18 protein-coding genes are annotated in these 20812 nt (G+C 58.4%); 8 read left to right on the forward strand and 10 right to left on the reverse strand.

Annotation, left to right across the window (positions count from 1 at the left end):
• Together hutH and hutI are read right to left on the reverse strand one after the other, a co-directional pair.
• Entirely contained in the window at window positions 1-1536 is a 1536-nt protein-coding gene (gene hutH, locus QE435_RS14305) for a histidine ammonia-lyase (RefSeq protein ID WP_349041781.1), read from the reverse strand.
• Between the two features lie 3 nt (window positions 1537-1539).
• Window positions 1540-2784 carry an imidazolonepropionase gene (gene hutI / locus QE435_RS14310; RefSeq protein ID WP_349041782.1) on the reverse strand — a complete coding sequence of 415 codons (1245 nt, stop codon included), beginning with the start codon at window positions 2782-2784 and terminating at the stop codon, window positions 1540-1542.
• A gap of 85 nt (window positions 2785-2869) precedes the next feature.
• Here hutI and QE435_RS14315 point away from each other — a divergent pair, with 85 nt between their 5' ends.
• The 7 genes from QE435_RS14315 (at window position 2870) to pncB (ending at window position 10199) form a co-directional block, all read left to right on the forward strand.
• Window positions 2870-4213 carry a formimidoylglutamate deiminase gene (locus QE435_RS14315; protein ID WP_349041783.1) on the forward strand — a complete coding sequence of 448 codons (1344 nt, stop codon included), beginning with the start codon at window positions 2870-2872 and terminating at the stop codon, window positions 4211-4213.
• Between the two features lie 89 nt (window positions 4214-4302).
• Window positions 4303-5232: a DMT family transporter gene (locus QE435_RS14320; protein WP_349041784.1), complete on the forward strand. Its 930-nt coding sequence runs from the start codon at window positions 4303-4305 to the stop codon at window positions 5230-5232.
• 350 nt (window positions 5233-5582) lie between these two features.
• A complete protein-coding gene (locus QE435_RS14325; RefSeq protein WP_349041785.1) occupies window positions 5583-6689 on the forward strand; it encodes a DUF475 domain-containing protein in 1107 nt (368 codons plus the stop codon).
• 315 nt (window positions 6690-7004) lie between these two features.
• Window positions 7005-7349: a MarR family winged helix-turn-helix transcriptional regulator gene (locus QE435_RS14330; protein ID WP_306930372.1), complete on the forward strand. Its 345-nt coding sequence runs from the start codon at window positions 7005-7007 to the stop codon at window positions 7347-7349.
• 69 nt (window positions 7350-7418) lie between these two features.
• Window positions 7419-8276, forward strand: a complete 858-nt coding sequence (locus QE435_RS14335; RefSeq protein WP_349041786.1) for an NlpC/P60 family protein — start codon at window positions 7419-7421, stop codon at window positions 8274-8276.
• Between the two features lie 84 nt (window positions 8277-8360).
• Window positions 8361-8729 (forward strand): hypothetical protein, encoded by a 369-nt coding sequence (locus tag QE435_RS14340; protein ID WP_349041787.1) that lies wholly within the window; start codon window positions 8361-8363, stop codon window positions 8727-8729.
• 165 nt (window positions 8730-8894) lie between these two features.
• Complete coding sequence (gene pncB, locus QE435_RS14345; protein WP_306930377.1) at window positions 8895-10199, forward strand: nicotinate phosphoribosyltransferase; 1305 nt, start codon at window positions 8895-8897, stop codon at window positions 10197-10199.
• A 74-nt stretch (window positions 10200-10273) separates the two neighbouring features.
• Here the strand turns inward: pncB and QE435_RS14350 are convergent, their stop codons facing one another.
• Complete coding sequence (locus tag QE435_RS14350) at window positions 10274-11671, reverse strand: M17 family metallopeptidase (protein ID WP_349041788.1); 1398 nt, start codon at window positions 11669-11671, stop codon at window positions 10274-10276.
• A gap of 243 nt (window positions 11672-11914) precedes the next feature.
• Here QE435_RS14350 and QE435_RS14355 point away from each other — a divergent pair, with 243 nt between their 5' ends.
• On the forward strand, window positions 11915-12631 hold the full coding sequence (locus QE435_RS14355; protein ID WP_306934738.1) for a tetratricopeptide repeat protein: 717 nt from the start codon (window positions 11915-11917) through the stop codon (window positions 12629-12631).
• A 111-nt stretch (window positions 12632-12742) separates the two neighbouring features.
• Here QE435_RS14355 and QE435_RS14360 read toward each other — a convergent pair whose 3' ends face one another.
• Genes QE435_RS14360 through cpaB form a run of 7 tightly spaced genes read right to left on the reverse strand, consistent with a single transcriptional unit; the run spans window position 12743 to window position 20668 of the window.
• Window positions 12743-13729, reverse strand: coding sequence for a type II secretion system F family protein (locus QE435_RS14360; RefSeq protein ID WP_309772137.1), 987 nt, complete (start codon window positions 13727-13729; stop codon window positions 12743-12745).
• A gap of 9 nt (window positions 13730-13738) precedes the next feature.
• Window positions 13739-14743, reverse strand: coding sequence for a type II secretion system F family protein (locus QE435_RS14365; RefSeq protein WP_349041789.1), 1005 nt, complete (start codon window positions 14741-14743; stop codon window positions 13739-13741).
• The gene (locus tag QE435_RS14370) at window positions 14740-16230 is read right to left on the reverse strand and encodes a CpaF family protein (protein WP_349041790.1); all 1491 of its coding nucleotides are present in this window, start codon (window positions 16228-16230) and stop codon (window positions 14740-14742) included. The genes QE435_RS14365 and QE435_RS14370 overlap by 4 nt, the downstream gene beginning before the upstream one ends.
• A 41-nt stretch (window positions 16231-16271) precedes the next feature.
• Window positions 16272-17561, reverse strand: coding sequence for a CpaE family protein (locus QE435_RS14375; RefSeq protein ID WP_349041791.1), 1290 nt, complete (start codon window positions 17559-17561; stop codon window positions 16272-16274).
• A 34-nt stretch (window positions 17562-17595) separates the two neighbouring features.
• Window positions 17596-18270, reverse strand: a complete 675-nt coding sequence (locus QE435_RS14380) for a CpaD family pilus assembly protein (RefSeq protein WP_349041792.1) — start codon at window positions 18268-18270, stop codon at window positions 17596-17598.
• Between the two features lie 14 nt (window positions 18271-18284).
• On the reverse strand, window positions 18285-19865 hold the full coding sequence (locus QE435_RS14385) for a type II and III secretion system protein family protein (RefSeq protein WP_309772141.1): 1581 nt from the start codon (window positions 19863-19865) through the stop codon (window positions 18285-18287).
• Window positions 19862-20668 carry a Flp pilus assembly protein CpaB gene (cpaB, locus tag QE435_RS14390; RefSeq protein WP_349041793.1) on the reverse strand — a complete coding sequence of 269 codons (807 nt, stop codon included), beginning with the start codon at window positions 20666-20668 and terminating at the stop codon, window positions 19862-19864. Before cpaB ends, QE435_RS14385 begins: the two co-directional genes overlap by 4 nt.
• Window positions 20669-20812 lie beyond the last annotated feature (144 nt).

Consider the following 20812-nt stretch of genomic DNA (forward strand, 5'->3'; position numbering starts at 1 on the left):
TTACGCCTCCAGCTTCGGCAGAATGCCGTCCGAAATTGCATCGACCAGCGCGCCGGTGGCGATCAGATCGGATGCGGCTTTCAGATCGGGCGCCATGTAGCGGTCTTCTTCCAGAGATGGGATCGCGGCGCGCAGCACCGATATGGCCTTCTGCAATTCAGGGCTCGTTTTCAACGGACCACGCAACTCGACACCCTGCACAGCGGACAGCGCTTCGATGCCAAGGATGGCAAAAAGATTGTCCGTCATCGGAAGCAGGCGGCGCGCGCCGTGGCAGGCCATGGAGACATGGTCCTCCTGATTGGCGGAGGTCGGCGTGGAATCAACGGAAGCCGGATGCGACATCTGCTTGTTCTCGCTCATCAGCGCAGCCGACGTCACTTCGGCGATCATCATGCCGGAGTTCAGGCCGGGCTTCTTGGAGAGAAAAGCCGGCAGACCATAGGAAAGGGCCGGATCGACCAGAAGCGCGATACGACGCTGGGCGATCGCGCCGATTTCGCAGATGGCAAGCGCGGTCTGGTCGGCGGCAAAGGCCACCGGCTCTGCATGGAAATTGCCGCCGGAGACGACGGAATTATCGGAAAGAACCAGCGGATTGTCCGTCACCGCATTGGCTTCGATTTCCAGCGTCTTCGCCACCTGTCTCAGAAGATCGAGGCACGCGCCATCGACCTGTGGCTGGCAGCGAATGCAATAGGGATCCTGTACGCGCTCGTCGCCTTCAATGTGGCTGAAACGGATTTCCGATCCTTCCAGCAACTGCCGAAGGGCTGCACCGGCGTCGATCTGGCCCTTGTGACCACGAAGCGTGTGAATATCCGGATGGAAGGGTGCCGAAGACCCCATGGCCGCATCGGTGGACAACGCGCCGGTAATGAGCGCTGCCTGAGCCGCGCGGTGAGCGCGGAAGAGGCCGGCCAGCGCCAGCGCCGTCGATGTCTGCGTGCCATTGATCAGCGCGAGACCTTCCTTGGCCGCCAGCACCACAGGCGTCAAACCGGCCTTCGCCAGCGCGTCGCGGGCTGGCATCTGCTCGCCACCGAAAAAGGCTTCGCCTTCGCCCATCATCACTGCGGCCATATGGGCAAGCGGTGCGAGATCGCCCGACGCGCCGACCGAGCCCTTTTCCGGGATCAGCGGAATAACGCCTTTTTCGAGCATCGCCTCGATCAGCCGCACCAGTTCAAGCCGCACGCCGGACGCGCCGCGCCCGAGCGAAATCAGCTTCAGCGCCATGATCAGCCGCACGACATTTTCCGGCAAAGGCGCGCCGACGCCGCAGCAATGGGAGAGGATCAGATTCCGCTGGAGGGTCGCGACATCTGCGGCATCGATCTTGATCGAGGCCAGCTTGCCGAAGCCGGTATTGATGCCATAGACCGGCGCATTGCCGGCGGCAATATCAGCGATGCGCTTCGCCGCCTTCTCGATACCTGCATCGAAGGAGGGATGAAGCTTGGCGGCACCATTCTCCCAATAGATTGTCGCGAGATCGGCAAGTGGCACTGCGCCCGGATGAAGAGTGATGGTCATGGTTCAGATCGTCCGTCCCTTGAAGATGCGTGCGTGAAGCGGATTGAAGCCGATGCGATAGACGAGCTCCGCCGGGCGTTCGATATTCCAGATGGCGAGATCGGCGGATTTGCCAACTTCGAGCGTGCCGGTTTCGGCAAGAACACCGAGCGCCTTGGCGGCATTGCGGGTCGTGGCAGTCAGGCACTCATCCACCGTCATGCGAAAGAGTGTCGCTCCCATATTCATGGTGAGCAACAGCGATGTCAGCGGCGAGGTGCCGGGATTGCAGTCTGTCGCAAGCGCAATGTCTGCGCCCGCGTCGCGCAGAGCCTGCATCGGCGGAAGCTTTGTTTCGCGCAACGCGTAAAAAGCGCCTGGCAGAAGAACGGCAACCGTGCCGGATGCCGCAAGAGCCTTGGCGCCTTGTTCATCCAGATATTCCAGATGATCGGCCGAAAGCGCGCCATAGGAGGCGGCCAGTTCTGCGCCTTGGAGATTAGAAAGCTGTTCTGCATGAAGCTTGATTGGCAGACTGAGCGCTTTGGCCTTATCGAAGACGGTGCGCATCTCGTCGACGGAAAAAGCAATGCCTTCGCAGAAGCCATCGACCGCATCGACCAGTCCTTCGCCGTGCGCACGCTCCATACCAGGCAATACAACGTCGGCTATGTAATCCGCATTTCGCCCCTTGTACTCGGCGGGTGTCGCATGGGCGGCGAGATAGCTGGTCAGGATGCGAACCGGGCGCAATGTCTCCAGCCTGCGCGCGACGCGGAGCATTTTCAGTTCCGTCTCGATATCGAGACCGTAGCCGGATTTGATTTCGATGGTGGAAATGCCTTCGGCAAGCAGCGTGTCGAGGCGCGGAAGGGCTTCCGCCACCAGTTCGTCTTCACTTCTGGCGCGGGTGTCGCGCACGGAGGAGACGATCCCGCCGCCGGCCTTGGCGATCTCTTCATAGCTTGCGCCGTTCAGGCGCATCTCGAATTCCATGGCGCGGTTGCCGCCGAAGACCAGATGGGTGTGGCAGTCGATCAACGCCGGCGTCATCCAGCGGCCTTCGCAATCGATGGCCTCTGCCTCGGCGGTCAGGTCTGAAGGAAGTTCGGACTCGGGGCCGACAAAGGCGATTCGTCCGTCTCTTACGGCAATCGCGCCGCCCTCGATAATGCCGAGGCCGTCGAGGGAAGGATCAAGCGTTGCAATGCGGGCGTTTCGCCAGAGCGAAATGCCGTTGCCGTCTGAGGTGGAATTCCGGTTTGTCATCAGTTTTTCCTTCCCTTCTGATCAATATGTATATACATAATAGAGGTAGAGGCAAGAGCCTGTTCGATGAAATTGAGGAGCCGACATGTTCATCCATGCTGAAACCGCTTTGTTACCGACGGGTTGGGCGAACAATGTTCGCATCGAGATCGCGGATGGCAAGGTGGCGTCGGTCACGCAGGGTGTGGAGCCGGTCGCCGGTGACGAGCGTCACGCCGTCATTGTTCCTGCTATGCACAACCTTCACAGCCACGCTTTTCAGCGCGCCATGGCAGGCATGGTGGAACGGCGCGGTGCGACGGAAGACAGTTTCTGGAGCTGGCGCACGCTGATGTACCGCTTCGCGCTGTCGATGACGCCGGAGCAGGTGGAAGCGGTGGCAGCCCAGCTTTACATGGAAATGCTGGAGGCCGGTTTCGGTCGTGTGGGTGAGTTCCATTATCTCCATCACGACAAGGATGGCGCTCATTATGCCAACATTGCTGAGCTGGCCGAACGGATCGCCGCCGCCGCATCACAAACCAGCATTTCTCTGACATTGCTGCCGGTTCTCTACGCCCATTCCGGTTTCGGCGGTCAGCAGCCCGTGGAAGGCCAGCGCCGCTTCATCAACTCGCCCGACAGTTTCGCCCGTCTCTTGGATGGTTGCCGTCGGGCCGTTTCAGGTCTGCCGGACAGCGTCGTGGGTGTCGCCCCGCACAGCTTGCGCGCTGTCACGCCCGAAGAGCTGAGCTTTGCCGCGCAACTGGCGCCCGATGCGCCGCTTCACATCCACATTGCCGAGCAGGTGAAGGAGGTCGAAGACTGCGTGGCCTGGTCGGGAAGGCGTCCCGTGGAATGGCTGCTGGAGAATGCGGAGGTTACGGATCGCTGGTGCCTCATCCATGCAACGCATATGACGGAAGCGGAAACGCGCGGCATTGCCGAAAAGGGCGCGATTGCCGGTCTCTGCCCGATCACGGAAGCCAATCTCGGGGATGGTACCTTTTCCGCCGTTGAATTCCTCAAGCACGGCGGCACCTTCGGCATCGGCTCCGACAGCAACGTGCTGATCGGCGTCGGCGAAGAACTGCGTCAACTTGAATATTCCCAACGTCTGGCCCACAGAGCGCGCAATGTGATTGCTCCGTCCAATGGCTCCACGGGCCGCACCTTGTTCGATGGTGCCTTGACGGGTGGCGCGAAGGCTTTGGGTGTGAAGGCGGGGATTGCAGCAGGCAAGGCTGCGGATTTTGCGTCCTTGAACGTAGATGCGGCTCCCTATCTCCAAGGTGACGACATTCTCGATGGTTGGATTTTCGGCAACCTCGTCAAGCCGTGTGACGTGTGGATCGGCGGCAAGCCGGTGGTGCGCGACGGCGCACATATCCGCCGTGATGAAATCGCAGGTCGCTTCCAGCACACGATGCGGCAGCTTTTGTCCGTCTGACGCACATAGATGAAGCTAATATAGACGCCGGACGACCTTGACTCGGAGAACAAGCTCGCCGAGTCATTGCGGTCAGGGAGTTCAGACACATGCCACATTTTCTTCGCCAGCTTTCGCCGACGGGTCTCGGCGTCGCGGTCATGCTTTTCGGCATGCTGCTCTTCGCGCTCAACGATGCGATGGGCAAGTTTCTCGTCTCTACCTACAGCCTCGGTCAGGTCATCGCCGTGCGTAGCATCGCGGCTGTCGTGATCCTGCTGCCGATCGTCTGGAAGGCAGGGCTATCGAAGCTGGTGAATGTCGAGCGCCCCGGTCTGCAGGCGGCGCGCGTCTTCTTCTCCACAGCAGAACTTTTCTGCTTCTACTTCGCCGTCGCAGCACTCCCCCTTGCCGACGTCATGACGTATTGGCTGGCAGCACCAATCTATGTGGCCGCACTCTCGCCCTTTCTTCTCGGTGAGAAAGTCGGGTGGCGGCGGTGGACGGCGATCGGCATCGGCTTCGTCGGTGTCCTAATCGCATTGAAGCCGAGCTCGGCCTCGTTGACCAGTGCAGCCTTCTTTTCGATCCTTGGAAGTGCCGCCTTCGCCTTCATGATGCTGTCCGGCCGGCAGCTTCGCAACACGCCCGACACCGTGCTGGCCTTCTGGCAGATCATCGGGGCGGGTCTTGCGGGTATTGTTGCCATTCTCGTGGCGCCGTCCGGCTGGATCCCGATACAATCAGGCTTTGACCTGTCGCTGCTTGCTCTTCTCGGCATCGTGGCAATGACCGCACATGTGCTCGTCAACCGCGCGCTCAAACTCGCCGACGCGGCGACCGTCGCGCCTTTACAATATACGTTGCTGCTATGGGCCGTCATCTTCGGCTGGCTGATCTTCGGCGATGTGCCGCAGCTCAGCATCGTCATTGGCGCCGGATTGATCGTTCTCTCAGGGCTCTACATCTTCTTCCGCGAAAATGCCGTGAAGCGTAAACAGGCAAAGACCGCAGTTCAGCCCATCGAAGATCTGGTCTGATCCTTCGGCGCACGCTGTATCGATGGCTTCGCGCCCAGATACAACCTGGGAGATATAAAGCAGGGAGAGTCGAGCCGGCGAGGGGCCAACTACAGGCTAAAAAACAACTTTAACCTTGACGAAATCACGAAGTTGGGAGACTAGAGTGACATGCTGCCCCTGACATCGGGCAGGATAAACCTTGGTGCCGGGCCCCTCTGGCGAGAGTTTTACGGCGCTCTCGCGATGTCGGTACCGCCTGCTTATGACGCCGGCGGATGAACACCCATGAAAAATCTGACCACGCATTCTGTGCTGACGCGCGACGCCATGCACATGTCCTGCTCTCAAAATGTTGCGGGGGCTTTCTGATGACCCCGACCACGCAATCCACGCTGTCCTATTTCAAATGGGCCTTCATCGTCACGGTGGTCGGCCTGCTTCTAGGCGGCTATCTCGGCTGGGAGATGACCGGCACTGTCAGTGGCACCGCCACGATCTTCTTCATCTGCGCGGTTCTCGCCGTGCTGGAAATCTCGCTTTCGTTCGATAACGCCATCGTCAATGCCAACAAGTTGAAGGACATGACGCCGGAATGGCAGCATCGCTTCCTCACCTGGGGTATTTTGATTGCCGTTTTCGGCATGCGTATTGTTTTCCCGCTTCTCATCGTCGTCATCGCCGCCAATGTCGGCCCCTGGACGGCTATGGTGATGGCAGCGACCGAGCCTGATCGCTACGCCCAGATCATGCATGACGCGCATCTGCCGATTGCGGCCTTTGGCGGTACCTTCCTGATGATGGTTGGCCTCAGCTTCTTCTTCGATCATGAGAAGGATGTTCACTGGGTCCGCTGGTTCGAGGAAAAGATTGCCACCTATTCCTCGATCAAGGGCATCGAGATCGCCTTCGTGCTCATCATCATGCTGATCTTCACCCGCATCATCAGCAACAGCACCAATCCCGGTCTGGGTCCGGAAGCAGCCAATGTGTTCTTCACCTCGGCGATCTGGGGTCTCTTGACCTTCCTTCTCGTCGAAGTCCTAGGCGGTGTTCTCGATCGTAGCCAGCAGATGCTGGAAGGCGCGGCGAAGGGCGGCTTCGGTGCGTTTCTATACCTCGAAGTTCTGGATGCCAGCTTCTCCTTTGACGGTGTTATCGGCGCCTTCGCCTTGACGTCGAACCTCTTCATCATCGCCATCGGTCTTGGCATCGGCGCGATGTATGTGCGCTCCATGACCATCATGCTGGTGGAGAAGGGCACGCTCGCAGAATACCGCTACCTCGAGCACGGCGCGTTCTACGCGATCCTGATCCTTTCGGTGATCATGTACACGCAAAGCCTCGTCCACATTCCGGAGGTCATCACCGGTCTCGGCGGCGCGACGCTCATCGGCATCGCGCTCTGGTCCTCCATCCGCTACAACAAGCAGGAAAAGGTCCGCGAAGCCGGTGCCGCGCCTGGTTCCAAAGTCTGACGAAGCACAAGACCCTCTGCCTCGAAGGGGAGAGGGTCAATGCATCTTAATTTTGCGCAGCGCTTAAAAAATCCTCCGCAGCCCCGCGGGACAGATGCGAATCAGCGGTGCAAAGCGGCCAGATTGTCGAAACCGCGAGTTGGCACGCTTCCTGCATCCTTGGTCTGCAAGTCCAGAGGGGACGTGAAAGCTCAAAAAGAGCAGATACAGACCGCCGCCATGTCGAAGAAAAAACTTCGATGGCGGCGGTTTCGTTTTTATTCACCGCTTGGCGCGATGATATGTGCGATTTTTCAAAGAATGGAGAGGTCCAACGTGCCAGTCGAATTGTCGCCAAGTCAGGCGCTTGGCTTGTGGCACCGCGTCGCGCTGGCGCAAGTAGAGGACAATGCACCTGACCTGACCCTGAGGCAGACGGCAATTCTTCTGCAAATCTATCTGGTGCCCCCGCCGCACACCGTGCGCGGCTTGGCGAGTGTGCTCGGCGTCACCAAGCCTGTGATCACGCGCGCGCTCGACAGCATGGGCGTGATGGGTCTGGTGGATCGTGAGCGCGATGAGAAGGACCGCCGCAATGTGGTGATCAAACGCACCGTCGCTGGCGCGCTTTATCTGGAAAAATTCGGCGATCTGATTATTGATGAAGCACGAAAAGCTTAGTGCTCGAAAGTTGCCGCATTGCCGTTCGATGAACGTCAGATAGACCTTTTGAAACAGGACCGAACGACCATGACATCCGCCGAAACGCTTGACCGCCGACTGAACGTCTTTCGCGCCGATATCGCGGATGCGAAACTTGAAGGCAGGGTCGAGGCACAGCGTTTCATTACTGGCGAACCAGCGCAGGTCGCCCTTCCCGTCATCGGGCTTCGCCCAAGGCCGGAGATGGCCTCTAGCATCGATACCGAACTGCTGCTCGGCGAGCCGATCCGTGTTTTCGATAGCGCCGACGGTTGGGCTTTCGTGCAGGCCGAGGTTGATGGTTATGTCGGCTACGTTCCAGATGCTGCGGTGGGCGCTGTGGAAGCGACAACCCATATCGTCATCGCTCCCCGCACCTTTCTCTATCCCGCCGCTGAACTTAGAAAGCCGCCCGTTGCGGCCCTTTCCATGGGCAGCCGCGTGACATTCGTCGGCGAAGAGGAGACGCGCGGGACGCGCTACCTGATGACGGCAAAAGGCGAGGGCGTGATTGCCGCCCATTGTCTACCCGTCGACCAGCATGTCTCCGATGATTACGTCGCGGTGGCGCTGCGCTTTCTCGAAACGCCCTATCTCTGGGGTGGCCGCTCCGGCTTTGGCATCGATTGCTCCGGCCTCGTTCAGCTGTCCATGGCCATGACAGGCAAATTTGCGTTGCGCGACACGGACATGCAGGTGAGGTCATTGGGACATGAGATCGAACGCGACGAACTTCGTCGCGGCGACCTCGTCTTCTGGAAGGGCCATGTCGGCATCATGGAGGACGACAGGACGCTATTGCACGCCAACGGCCATACGATGAATGTCGCACGCGAAAATCTGGACGAGGCAATTCAGCGTATTGGCTGGCTCTATGATAGGCCGACAGCCTACCGCCGTCCGTAATCGCTCACGAAAACGTTTTAAAAGGTATCCTGCGGATCACGCAGGCTCTGCCTATATGAACGTCATCTTGCATTGGGATGCGACATGATGAGAAGCCTGAGACGTGCCCTTGCCGGCCTGACCTTGTGCCTTGCAGTCTTGACAGTGCCCCAGGCAGGCGTGGCGCAAATCGTCTATAAGGACGGTTATCTGCCTGCCCCCGACGCCTATGCCAATCTGCCTGGCGTGAAGGACCCGAAGACGCTGCGGCCGCAGGAGCGCTATCGCTGCCATTCGACAGTGGTTGAATCCAGCACCCCGAACGGCCCTTATCGCGATCTCTTCGGTAGCGATGGCCTGCCTGTTCAAGGCTATCGCTGCTCCGACTCCTCAGGCACGTCTTTCTTCGGCACCAGAGTGCCGACATCGAAGGATTGGTATCCCGGCATCAACCCGCCCGCCACCGACTTCTAAAATTGCTTGAGCTTTCGCGCGTACCGTACCTGCATCAACCGGTCTGGACTTGCCATGCGCTTTTCAGATAAGTCTTTGACCCACAAGGTTCATGACCTTTAAAAAATGCGCGGCGATGCCGGACCTGTCTCATGCATAGGTTCGGCGTGGGGGATAGCAGCAGCAATGACGAAGACAGACATAGCGACCCGTGTTCACAACCACACCTGGAAGCTTGATCCCATCATCCGCAGCCTGATCGACACGGATTTCTACAAGCTGTTGATGTTGCAGATGATCTGGAAGCTTTATCCGGACGTCAACGCGACTTTCTCCCTGATCAATCGAACAAAGACGGTGCGGCTTGCTGAGGAGATCGACGAGGTCGAACTGCGTGAACAGCTCGATCATGCGCGCAGTCTTCGGCTGACGAAGAAGGAAACGATCTGGCTTGCCGGTAACACATTCTATGGCCGCTCGCAGATTTTCGAACCGGAGTTTCTCTCCTGGCTCTCCAGCTATCAATTGCCCGAATATGAGCTCTTCAAGCGCGACGGCCAGTATGAGCTGAACTTCCACGGTCGCTGGATGGATACCACGCTATGGGAAATTCCAGCACTCGCCATCGTCAACGAACTGCGCTCACGAAGCGCCATGCGTTCACTCGGCTATTTCACCCTGGACGTGCTCTATGCCCGTGCCAAGGCCAAGATGTGGGCGAAGGTCGAGCGCTTGCGCGAACTTCCTGGCCTGCGCATCTCCGATTTCGGCACGCGGCGCCGGCACAGCTTCCTGTGGCAGCGTTGGTGCGTCGAAGCCTTGAAGGAAGGCATCGGCCCGGCCTTTACGGGAACGAGCAATGTCTTGCTGGCGATGGATTCCGATCTCGAAGCCGTCGGCACCAATGCGCATGAACTGCCGATGGTCGTCGCGGCTCTGGCGCAGAACGACGAAGATTTGGCTGCGGCACCCTATCAGGTGATGAAGGACTGGAACCGGCTCTATGGTGGCAATCTTTTGATCGTCCTGCCGGACGCCTTCGGCACGGCGGCCTTCCTGCGCAATGCGCCGGAATGGGTGGCGGATTGGACGGGCTTCAGACCGGATAGCGCGCCGCCGATCGAAGGCGGCGAAAAGATCATCGAGTGGTGGAAAAAGATGGGCCGCGACCCGAAGAAAAAGCTTCTCATCTTCTCTGACGGTCTGGATGTCGATGCCATTATCGACACCTACAAACATTTCGAGGGGCGGGTGCGCATGAGCTTCGGCTGGGGCACCAACCTCACCAACGATTTTGCCGGTTGTGCGCCGAAAACGATCGAGGGCCTGAAGCCGATCTCGGTGGTCTGCAAGGTCAGCGACGCCAATGGCCGCCCCGCGGTCAAGCTGTCCGACAATCCGCAAAAGGCGACCGGCGAGACCGACGAGGTGCAACGCTATTTGAAGTTCTTTGGCCAGGAAGACCGCAAGGATCAGAAGGTCCTGGTGTAAGCGCGTTCAAGAATCGCAGTCTAAGCCGGCCCGGCCATCCTCGCCTTGAGCGGCGAGGATGAAACTGTGCCCGCTCATGTCTTCACAAAGCGGCGGGAGATATAGTGGAACAGGGCGCGGATCGCCTGTGCTTCGCCGCCGATCGAGGTGTGCGGGCGCTCGCTGAGCGACCATCCGTAGATATCGAAATGCACCCATTTCTTCGTGGCGGTAACAAAGCGCTTGAGGAAGAGTGCTGCGGTGATCGAGCCAGCCATGCCGCCCGAAGGCGCGTTGGTGATATCGGCAGCACGGGAACGAATATCCTTGTCGTAACCCATGTAGAGCGGCAGGCGCCAGAGCGGATCGTCGGTGTCGATGCCAGCCTCTGCGATGCTGTGGGCGAGATCTTCGTCATCGGTAAAGAAGGGCGGAAGATCAGGCCCGAGGGCCACGCGCGCGGCCCCCGTTAGTGTCGCCATGTCGATCATCAGGTCGGGCGCGTCCTCGTCGGCATAGGCCAGCGCATCGGCAAGAATCAGTCGACCCTCGGCATCGGTATTGTCGATCTGGACGGTCAGGCCCTTGCGGCTCTTGTAAATGTCACCCGGGCGGAAGGCATTGGCGGAGATGGAGTTTTCCACCGCCGGAACGATCACACGCAGATCGATGGGCAGGCGCGCATCCATGATCATCAAGGCAAGACCAAGCACATTGGCCGCACCGCCCATATCCTTCTTCATCAGCGCCATCGAGGAGGAGGGCTTGATATCGAGGCCGCCGGTATCGAAGCACACACCCTTGCCGACGAGTGTCAGGCGAGGGTGGCCTGCCTTGCCCCATGACATTTCGAGCAGACGTGGCACGCTGGCGCTGGCGCGTCCAACCGCATGCACCAGCGGGAAGTTTTCCTTCAAGAGATCGTCACCGGCGATGACGGAGACCTGCGCCTTATAATGGGCCGCCAGACTGCGAAAAGCGATCTCCAGCTCATCAGGTCCCATGTCATTGGCGGGAACATTGATCAGATCGCGCGCCAGATAGACACCGGCCAGAACACGCTTGATCTCGGCATCTTCAGCGTCGCGGGGAATGAGAAGCTTTGGGCCCTTGTTTGTGGCGGCCCGGTACTTCTCGAAGCGATAGGCACCGAGACCGAATCCAAGCGCCAGCCGATTGACGGTGAGCGGTGCTGTCTCGATATGCCAGTCGCCTTCTGGAAGTTCACGCGCCAGCTTTCCTGTGATGAAGGGAAGCTCCGAAGGGTTGGTGCCGAGCCCAAGCAGTGCGCCGCCCAGCGCGCCTTCCGCCGACGGGATCAAGAGGATTGCTCCCGCGTCCGCTTTGAAACCTGCCTTCTTTGCCCAGTCGAGAGCGATCGGATCGATGGCGCCCTGATCGATATGGGCGGGTGTCACCGCAAAGACGGGAAGCGTTTCTCCCGGCTTTGAACTGAAGGGAGTGGCGCGCTCGATAAATTGATAGGGGACCATGGTCTGCTTTCGTAAACGGCTGAGGCGGGCAAATTAACACTCTGTTAGGGTTAACAGATTATTGCTGGAGCGAAAGTTGCGTAGTGCACGCTGCGTCGATGAAATATCCGATCACAGGGCCGGGGCGATATCATGATTGCGATTTCCTCACATCATGCCGAAAAGCGCATCCTCCTTCGGGGTGTCTGTGCCGCGGTTCTGGCACTCAGCCTCACGGCCTGCTCCACGAACCGTCCTGACCGTATGTCAACGGGCTCGATTTCTCCTGCGGTGTCGCATTCCTACGATCAGATGAACATGGATCAGCTGCGTCAGGCGGAAGCGTCGGTTGGCGCATCCTATGCCCGCAATCCCAAGGATCGCAATACCGGCCTGAACTACGCCAACATCCTGATGATGACGGGTAAGAACACTCAGGCGCTTGCGGTCATGCAGCAGGTGGCGATCGCCTATCCGGCGGATCGCGAGGTTCTTGCGGCCTATGGCAAATCCCAGGCTGCCGCCGGTCAACTGGAGCAGGCGCTCAACACGATCCAGCGTGCGCAGACCCCTGATAGGCCGGATTGGCGCCTCTATTCTGCAGAGGGTGCGGTTCTGGATCAGCTAGGCCGCTCGAATGAAGCCCGAACGAAATATCGTCAGGCACTCGACCTGAAACCCAACGATCCAAGTATCCTCTCGAATCTTGGTATGTCCTACGTCCTGCAAAACGATCCGCGCACTGCAGAAACTTATCTGCGCTCCGCCGCAGCACAGCCGGGTGCCGATAGCCGTATCCGCCAGAACTTGGCGCTTGTCGTCGGACTTCAGGGGCGCTTCGACGAAGCTCAGCGCATCGCTACGCAGGAATTGTCACCACAGCAGGCGCAGGCCAATCTGGCCTATCTGCGCGGTATGCTGTCTCAGCAAAATGCCTGGTCGCAGCTTTCCGACAAGAACAAGAAGACGGAAGTCCGTTAAGCGGCGATTTTTCCATCCTCTTAGCGACAGCGGAGCCATGTTCCGCAGCATTGCTGCCTATCATCTTCGATTTCGAGAAAAGAAAATCTACTGCCGTCAGCAGAGTCGTGATCAGAACGAGTCTGCGACGCGAATGCCAGCGGGTCCAAGAATGACCGCAACCAGCACAGGCAGGAAAAACAGAATCATCGGCACGGTGAGCTTGGGCGGCAAGGCGGCTGCCTTTTTCTCGGCCTCGTTCATGCGCTCGTCACGACCTTCCTGCGCCAGAACACGCAAAGCCTGGGAGAGCGGCGTACCATAGCGTTCTGCCTGGATGAGGGCTTGAACGACGTTCTTCACGCCATCCAACTGGGTGCGCAATCCCAGATTCTCCAGCGCGACTCGGCGATCCTGCAGAAAGGACAGTTCGGCAACCGTCAGCACCATTTCCTCCGCAAGCTCCGGAGACTGCTCGGTCATCTCATCTGCCACGCGACGCATGGCGATTTCCATGGTGGTACCGGACTCGACGCAGATGAGCATCAGGTCCAGCGCATCCGGCCAGTTCCGTTTGATCGACTTTTGGCGCTTGGTGATGCGGTTCGAGATATAGATATTTGGTGCGTAGAAGCCGATATAGCCAAACAGCAGAACGGCCATAAGGCGGACAAGAGCGCTGTAGTTAGCAAGGTTGTTCAGGCCATAGACCCAGAATGCTGCGACGGTGAGAAACATGAAGGGTAGAATGAAACGGGCTGCAAGAAATGTGTTCAACGCGTTCTGCGAACGAAAACCTGCTGCTTTCAGCTTGTTCATCGTATTGGCATCCACCAGCGCTTCCCGCAGGTTGAAGCGCTCTACGATCTTCGTGGCGGATTTGCTCTGGGTGGCCCGAAGGCTCGCTCTGCCGGCCTTGTTCGCACCATCCATCCGCTCACGTTCGCGCGTTCGCATCCGCTCACGTTCTGTCGAAACCGCTTTCGTACGCCTATTGAGATCCGCGCGGTTTAGATAGGGCATCGCCAATGTGTAAATGGTGGAGAAGGCCGCCACGGCCACGAGAACGGCGACGATCAGATGCAGATTGAGGAGGCTGGACATGATATTATCGAACATGGAACGGCCTCAAATCTCGAAGTTGATCATGTTGCGCATTATGACAATGCCGATCGACATCCACACCGCTGAGCAGCCTAGGATGAGGTGACCCCGCGGGTCGGTAAACAGCACCACCAGATAGTCCGGCGATGTGAGATAGACCAGAAAAGACACGATGAAGGGAAGGGCCCCGATGATGACGGCTGAGGCCTTGGCTTCCATCGACAGCGCGTTGACCTTGGCTTTCATCTTCCGCCGGTCGCGCAGCACCTTCGAAAGATTACCAAGCGTCTCGGAGAGGTTGCCACCCGCCTGCGCCTGCATCGCGATAACAATTCCAAAGAAGTTCACCTCAGGCAGCGGCATCGTCAGCGTCATGCGCTCGATGGCTTCTGGAAGCGACATACCGACTTGCTGGGAATCGACGATGCGCTTGAACTCCGTCTTCACCGGCTCCTGACCGTCGGAGGCAATAAGCCGCACCGCCTCGTTGAGCGGAAGGCCTGAGCGAATCGAGCGGCACATCACGTCGAGCGCGTTTGGAAATTCCTCCAGAAACTTGGTCTGACGACGTTTCACCAAGAAGCGTAGAACCCAACGCGGAGCACCGACAACGCCGATAAAGCCGATGCCGAGCGCCACGAGAAGCGGCATGTCGTAAAGCAGCGCAACCAATACCGCGAAAACCGAAAGACCGACGCTGATGAGATAGAGTCTGGAGGGTGAGATCGACAGATCGGCCTGAAAAAGCAGGCTCTTCACGCTGGCGCTGTTGTGCTTTTTGGACTTCTCGTTCTGCTTTTTCTCCAACTCCTTCAGCATGTCCTGCGTCGACTTGCGACGCTTGGTGGTTTCCTGAAGCCGATCGCGGGCAGCTTTCATGTCGACGCGGTCGGTTTCAGCCGCCTTCACGCGCTTGACGCGGGTCGCAGTCTTTTTCTCTGTCTCGATCTGCGGAAACAGGAAAACATAGGCGAGTGAGCCAGCCGAAATGGCGACGAGAACGATGAGGAGCAACATTGTCATGGTCATTGGCTGTTGCGCTCCATCGCCTCCAAGGCCGCAGCAAGACGCTGTTCCTCGTTGAAATAGCGAACCCGATCGTGAAAATGCGGCTTGGTGATGCCGGTGGACACGTGCCGGCCGATCAAGCGTCCGTTGGCGTCCTCTCCCTCGATCTCATATTTGAAGAGGTCTTGCGTGATGATCACATCACCTTCCATACCGACGACTTCCGTCACCTGGGTAATTCGTCTGGAGCCGTCGCGAAGGCGCGCGGCCTGAATGACGACATCGACGGATGAAGCGATGATTTCACGCACGGTCTTTGCCGGCAACGTATAGCCGCCCATGGCAATCATCGATTCCATTCGGCTCAGGCACTCGCGGGGCGTGTTGGCATGGATGGTCCCCATCGAGCCGTCGTGACCGGTATTCATCGCTTGCAGGAGATCGAAGACCTCCGGTCCACGGACTTCGCCGACGATGATGCGTTCTGGTCGCATACGCAGGCAGTTCTTGATCAGGTCACGCATGGTGATCTCGCCTTCGCCTTCGATGTTCGGCGGGCGGGTTTCGAGACGTACGACATGGGGCTGCTGGAGCTGAAGTTCGGCCGTATCTTCGCAGGTGATCACGCGCTCGTCGCGGTCGATGTAGCTCGTGAGGCAGTTGAGAAGGGTCGTCTTACCTGAACCGGTACCGCCGGAAATCACGACATTACAGCGCACGCGACCGATGATCTGCAGAAGGACAGCGCCTTCCGGCGTGATAGCGCCGAACCGCACGAGTTGATCAAGCGTGAGCTTGTCCTTCTTGAACTTGCGGATCGTCAGCGCGGGCCCATCGATGGAGAGCGGTGGCGCGATCACGTTGACACGGGAGCCATCCGGGAGGCGTGCATCGCAGATTGGACTCGATTCATCGACGCGACGGCCGACCTGGCTGACGATGCGTTGGCAGATAGACAGAAGCTGCGCGTTGTCGCGAAAGCGGATATCGGACTCGATCGTCTTGCCGTTGACTTCGATAAAGGTCTGCCCGGCACCGTTGACCATGATATCGGCAATGTCGTCACGGGCCAGGAGCGGCTCCAGAGGACCATAGCCCAGCACATCGTTGCAGATATCTTCCAGCAGTTCTTCCTGCTCGGAGATCGACATTGCGAAGCTTTTGATGGTGATGATATCGTTGACGATATCGCGGATTTCTTCGCGCGCGCTCTCTCCATCGAGTTTGGAAAGCTGCGACAGATCGATGGTGTCGATCAAGGCCGAGAAGACTTGCGCCTTGGTTTGATAGTACTCTTCCGTTCGCAGGCGCTTGCGTGGTTGGCCGCCGGTATCTTTTTGAACCGCGGACGGCTTCGGTGCAGGTGGCTGCAACAAGATGGTTTCTGATGGACTAGGTTCATCCATCACAGGCGGCGCGTTCATGACAGCCGGACGGGCGGTCGGCAAAGCCGGTCGTCCACTGTTTGCGCTTCGTCCGAAGCCTTCGCCGCCACGTTTTCCAAACATCTCTTGTCTTCCGGTCTATCGTCTCGTGGAGCAATCCACGTTTATTTGCGTTTGAGAATTTCCATGAACTTGCCCAGCCCCGGTCGTTTCGCCTTGCGGGCCGATGATCGGCCTGTCAGCACATGCGAAAGCTGGGAGAAGGTTTCTGCTATCGGCGACTTGGCATCGATCTCACTGATCATTCGTCCGCTGTTCGATGCGGAACCAAATAGCTGGACATCGAACGGAATGATGGCAAGAGGTTCAATTTCCAACGGTCCGAAAAAGTCGGAAGGCTCGATCTCGGGACGCTTGGCCATACCCACTTGGTTGAGAAGCAGGTGTGGCACCTTGTCGTTCGGTCGCAGTTTCTTCAACGCGTCAAGAAGGTTCTTGGTGTTCCTGAGGTTGGCTAGGTCCGGAACAGCGGTGATCACCACCTCATCTGCCTCCGCCAGCACTGCCTGCGTCCAGTCAGACCAGACATGCGGCATGTCCAATACGGCAATCGGCGCGCTCCTCCGCAGCAGTTCCAACAGCGGCTGGAAAGCGGCTCTATCAAAATCATAGGCGCGATCGAGAAGCGAGGGTGCTGCCAGAATCGAGAGGTTTTCGGAGCATTTCGTCAGTAGACGATCGAGAAAGACCTCGTCGAGCCGATCCGGTGCAAAGACCGCCTCGGCAATCCCTTGGGCCGGATCCTGATCGAAGTCGATATTGACCGTTCCAAAGGGAAGGTCGAGGTCCGCGAGAATAGTCTCTGTCGAGAACAGGCTCGATATCCCAAAGGCGCAGTTATGCGCGATGGCGGACGACCCAACACCGCCCTTCGCGCCGATGAAGGCAATGCTGCGGCCAAGCGGCTCGGCTTCCGGATCGACGAAGATTGCAGAAATCGACGCCATCAGGTCCGACATCTTGATCGGCGAAACGAGGTACTCGGAAATACCATTGCGCATCAGGTCTCGGTAAAGCGCGATGTCGTTGTGGCGTCCGATGATGATGACGCGCGTCGACGGATCGCAGACCTCTGCAAGAGGTGCGAGATCTGTGAGGAGCGTCGATGGATCACGGTGTGTTTCGAGGATGACGAGATTAGGCGTGGCGGTGGACGAAAACGTTCTGGCAGCCGCTTCAATCTCCCCGTTGGTCACCCGCATGCTAACCTTATTCATCCGGCGATCGGCTGCCAGCCTCTCCATCGTCCGATGCATCGCCTCGCTTTCGCAGAAGGCGTGGATCGAGATGCGCGGCAGAGGACGGACGCTCTCCAGCTCGCCGGGACGGAGCGTGTCTTCGGCGACTGGCACATCTGCGTTACTGTGCCGAATATCGTAGTTCACCGGGTTCATATCAGATCCTGTCGCTCAAGCTGAAAGGCGCGTCTCAGTCATTCGTGGTTGCTGTGTTCTTGCCGGCACGATACTTGCCGAGCACCACCGAGCGCCTTTCGGCGTCGATCGGGCTCATGCCGCGGGGGCCGACGAGATCCATGGGATTGGCAATCTGTGCCGCCAGATTGCTTTGGGACGCGCAGCCGAAATTGTACCAGTTCTTGTTGGAAGTGGTGTTGCTGTTCAAGTCCTCAGGCCATTGGCCGCACTGGCCTGTCATGGCAGTCACGGCTACGTAGGAGAGGCGTATGGGTGCCGCATCCCCATAGGGCGATGCACCATAGGGAACTTCGACGATCTTATTGGCAGGGATGCCTGACGAGGTCAGGACCGACCGAATCTGGCGTTTGATCAGGGACGCGGAAGCGGCATTGGCAGAGCCCGTGGGCACCTGCATTTGAACGATGCTGGTGGAGCTCGCCACGTAGTTCTGAACGAAGCCTTTCACATTGTCGGCCATCTCACCGGGCAGCTTGTTGTCTGCCGGAGAGACCGGAATATCCAGCGAATGCTGCGCTTCGGACAGAGTGATCGGGTGGCGCGTGCGATAGTCGTCCGGGATGGCGCCTGTGGTCTGTGGGTCGCGGGCACATCCCTGCAGTGCGGCGACGGCAGCAAGCACGCAGACGAGGTGACCGAGGCGCAAGTAAGAAACAGAATTCGTCATAGGGTGCGTTTTCGTCATTTGTAGATAAATCCCACCGAGCCCTGATACGGCTGTGCCTGAACCTGCTGTCTGTTGTTGCCGTAGACCTTGTTCACCCGGTTCATGAAAAACGTCGCGGAGTCGTTTTCCGGGCTGAAATTGTCATCGGGCCGCGCGATCTGATTGCGTGCGACAGGCCGCACCAGATAGGGCGTGGCAATGATGACCAACTCAGTCTCGTTACGAATGAAATCCTTGCTGCGGAATAGTGTGCCGAGGATTGGAACCTTGGACGCGCCTGGGAGGCCGGACATCGCCTGGCGGACATTGTCCTGCACGAGACCTGCGATCACGATCGAACCGCCCGATGGCAATTCCACGCTCGTGGACGCTTCGCGCTTGCGAATAGAGAGATAGGTGCTGCCCGGAACGCGGGACGTGTTGCCGTTGCCGGACACGACGTTGCCTTCATAGGTCGGCTCGGATACGTTGGTCTCGATTTTCAGGCTGATGCGGCCTGGAGACAGCACGACCGGCCGGAAATTCAACTCGATGCCATATTCCACCGTATCGGTCTGCCGCGTCACGGTTGGCACATTATTGTCGTCGAAGGTGACGTTCTGAACCCCTGCGAGGCGGAAGTCGCCGCCGACATAGAACTTTGCCTGTTCGCCGGAAATCGCAGTCAGGCTCGGTTCGGCGAGCGTGCGCATGACCCCCGCCTGTTCCATGGCATTGAAATAGCTGGATAAGGCGACCTTGCCGATGGCGCCTCCGATATTTCCAGAACCGCCGATCGCCAGCGCGTTACCGAGGTTGGCCGGATTGGAGAAAGAGACCGCGCCACCAAAGTCCGAGCCGGAGCCGCTAATAGAGCCGTTGAAGCCAAGCTGCTTGAGAACCTGGCGACTGACTTCCGCAACCGTCACCTTCAGCGTAACCTGATCCTCGCCCTCGATCGTCAGCATGTTGACGATAGATGATTTCTGGCGGTTTTCCGCGAAGATCGCCACGGCACCATCGCCGTTGCTTTCGCTGCTCGCTGTGATGTTGCGGGTTGTTGCTTCACCGCCTTGGAGGAAGGCCGTTGCGAGCTGAACCGCGCGTGCGGAATCCTGCGGCGTACGAACACTGCCTGAAAGAACAATGTTGTCCGATACGATCTCAACCCGGATATCCGATTCCGGAATGAAGCGGCGCAGATTGGCCTCAAGGCCCGTAATGTCGCGCTCAACCTCAAGATCAAGACTGACGATCTCCTCGCCGTGGGCGCCGAAGATGAAAATGTTGGTCTGGCCGACCGACTTGCCGAAGAGATAAATACGACGCGACGTGCGGGTTACCGCATCTGCCATGCTCGGATCGGCCACCAGAATGTCATGCGCATCCTGTGGCAGATCGACCACCAATGCTTTGTTCAACCCGAGCTTCACGCGCTTGCGCACGCCTGTTCCGCTTTCAGAGATCCGAAGAATGCTGGCGCTCTGGGCCAGCGCATCTGTCGTGCCAACACCAAATGGCGATGCGCCGGGAACGCCTGCAAAGCCTATGCTGAAGGCTATGCCTCCAATGAGCGAAGCCTTCAGGCCATCTCGGATCGATTTCGTCTTGCTCATTGTGCAGCTCCCTCATTTTCACGCACAATCGAGCCAGACTTGATGACCTGGATCGCCGGTCGGCCGGATCCGCCGTTGAGTAGATAGTCTGCAGATGCGGTGTCGCTATCCTGCACATCCGCAACGGAGCGGAGCGACAAGGTGAGGCGATCCGCCATCTGGTGTGCGACGGTGATGATCTTGGCCTGTTCAGGCGTCAGCTCCAGTGTCGCGGTGGCACCGATGACAGACGGCGTACCGTCAGGCCCTTCCTTGATCTGCTGGTCGATCGCCAGAACGCGAACATTGTTGAGGACGTTTTCGGTTAGGAAACCGCCGCTCTCGTTTTTGCGCACCATAATGACGTCGACGCGGTCATTGGGAAGAACGAAGCCGCCCGCACCGGTAGCAACCGATATTTCGGTAGAAACAGCCCGTTTTCCAGCGGGAAGAAGCGACGACATGATCCGCGTGCTGGAATCAACCACTTTTTCGGAGCGAAGAGGCTCGCCTTCGAAAAGCGGGAGGCGAACGATCGCCCCTGTTAACTCGGCGATCGCATCGGGTCGCTTTTCCTCGGTGACATAACTGTCATTGACGCTGCCTTGTGGCCATCGCGCCCACCGTACGGAACTTGCATCCAAGCGGCTTCCTACCGGTAGGTTGACCGCGGATACCAGAACGCTGACAGTTGGCTCTTTCTGGATAATGGCTGATGCCTGTTCCACCACCGCTTGCGGCGCAGAAATCTGCATGGCCAGAAGGCCCGCAAGACCAGCAGCCACAACGGCAACGGAAAGGATAACGACACGCGAGGACTTCATGTTAGGCCTATGAGGTAGATTCTCTGCCCCAGAGGATGGCCCGCCATTGGTGTAATTATGGTTAATAAGAGGTGGTTGTTTTGGGTTAATCGGAAATTAATGTGCTGTATTAGTAAGTTTAAATAGCGCTTTTGGGCTCTCGCT

The sequence above is a fragment of the Agrobacterium sp. SORGH_AS 787 genome, assembly GCF_030819035.1.
Lineage (GTDB): Bacteria > Pseudomonadota > Alphaproteobacteria > Rhizobiales > Rhizobiaceae > Agrobacterium > Agrobacterium larrymoorei_B.

Bases quoted from the DNA above. Each gene is read 5' to 3' on its own strand.
- QE435_RS14365 (WP_349041789.1), bottom strand. From the start codon at position 14,743: ATGACCATGACAATGTTGCTCCTCATCGTTCTCGTCGCCATTTCGGCT.
- QE435_RS14320 (WP_349041784.1), top strand. From the start codon at position 4,303: ATGCCACATTTTCTTCGCCAGCTTTCGCCGACGGGTCTCGGCGTCGCG.
- cpaB (WP_349041793.1), bottom strand. From the start codon at position 20,668: ATGAAGTCCTCGCGTGTCGTTATCCTTTCCGTTGCCGTTGTGGCTGCT.
- QE435_RS14350 (WP_349041788.1), bottom strand. From the start codon at position 11,671: ATGGTCCCCTATCAATTTATCGAGCGCGCCACTCCCTTCAGTTCAAAG.
- QE435_RS14325 (WP_349041785.1), top strand. From the start codon at position 5,583: ATGACCCCGACCACGCAATCCACGCTGTCCTATTTCAAATGGGCCTTC.
- QE435_RS14340 (WP_349041787.1), top strand. From the start codon at position 8,361: ATGATGAGAAGCCTGAGACGTGCCCTTGCCGGCCTGACCTTGTGCCTT.
- QE435_RS14355 (WP_306934738.1), top strand. From the start codon at position 11,915: ATGTCAACGGGCTCGATTTCTCCTGCGGTGTCGCATTCCTACGATCAG.
- pncB (WP_306930377.1), top strand. From the start codon at position 8,895: ATGACGAAGACAGACATAGCGACCCGTGTTCACAACCACACCTGGAAG.
- QE435_RS14315 (WP_349041783.1), top strand. From the start codon at position 2,870: ATGTTCATCCATGCTGAAACCGCTTTGTTACCGACGGGTTGGGCGAAC.
- QE435_RS14380 (WP_349041792.1), bottom strand. From the start codon at position 18,270: ATGACGAATTCTGTTTCTTACTTGCGCCTCGGTCACCTCGTCTGCGTG.
- QE435_RS14335 (WP_349041786.1), top strand. From the start codon at position 7,419: ATGACATCCGCCGAAACGCTTGACCGCCGACTGAACGTCTTTCGCGCC.
- QE435_RS14385 (WP_309772141.1), bottom strand. From the start codon at position 19,865: ATGAGCAAGACGAAATCGATCCGAGATGGCCTGAAGGCTTCGCTCATT.
- QE435_RS14370 (WP_349041790.1), bottom strand. From the start codon at position 16,230: ATGTTTGGAAAACGTGGCGGCGAAGGCTTCGGACGAAGCGCAAACAGT.
- QE435_RS14375 (WP_349041791.1), bottom strand. From the start codon at position 17,561: ATGAACCCGGTGAACTACGATATTCGGCACAGTAACGCAGATGTGCCA.
- hutI (WP_349041782.1), bottom strand. From the start codon at position 2,784: ATGACAAACCGGAATTCCACCTCAGACGGCAACGGCATTTCGCTCTGG.
- QE435_RS14360 (WP_309772137.1), bottom strand. From the start codon at position 13,729: ATGTTCGATAATATCATGTCCAGCCTCCTCAATCTGCATCTGATCGTC.
- hutH (WP_349041781.1), bottom strand. From the start codon at position 1,536: ATGACCATCACTCTTCATCCGGGCGCAGTGCCACTTGCCGATCTCGCG.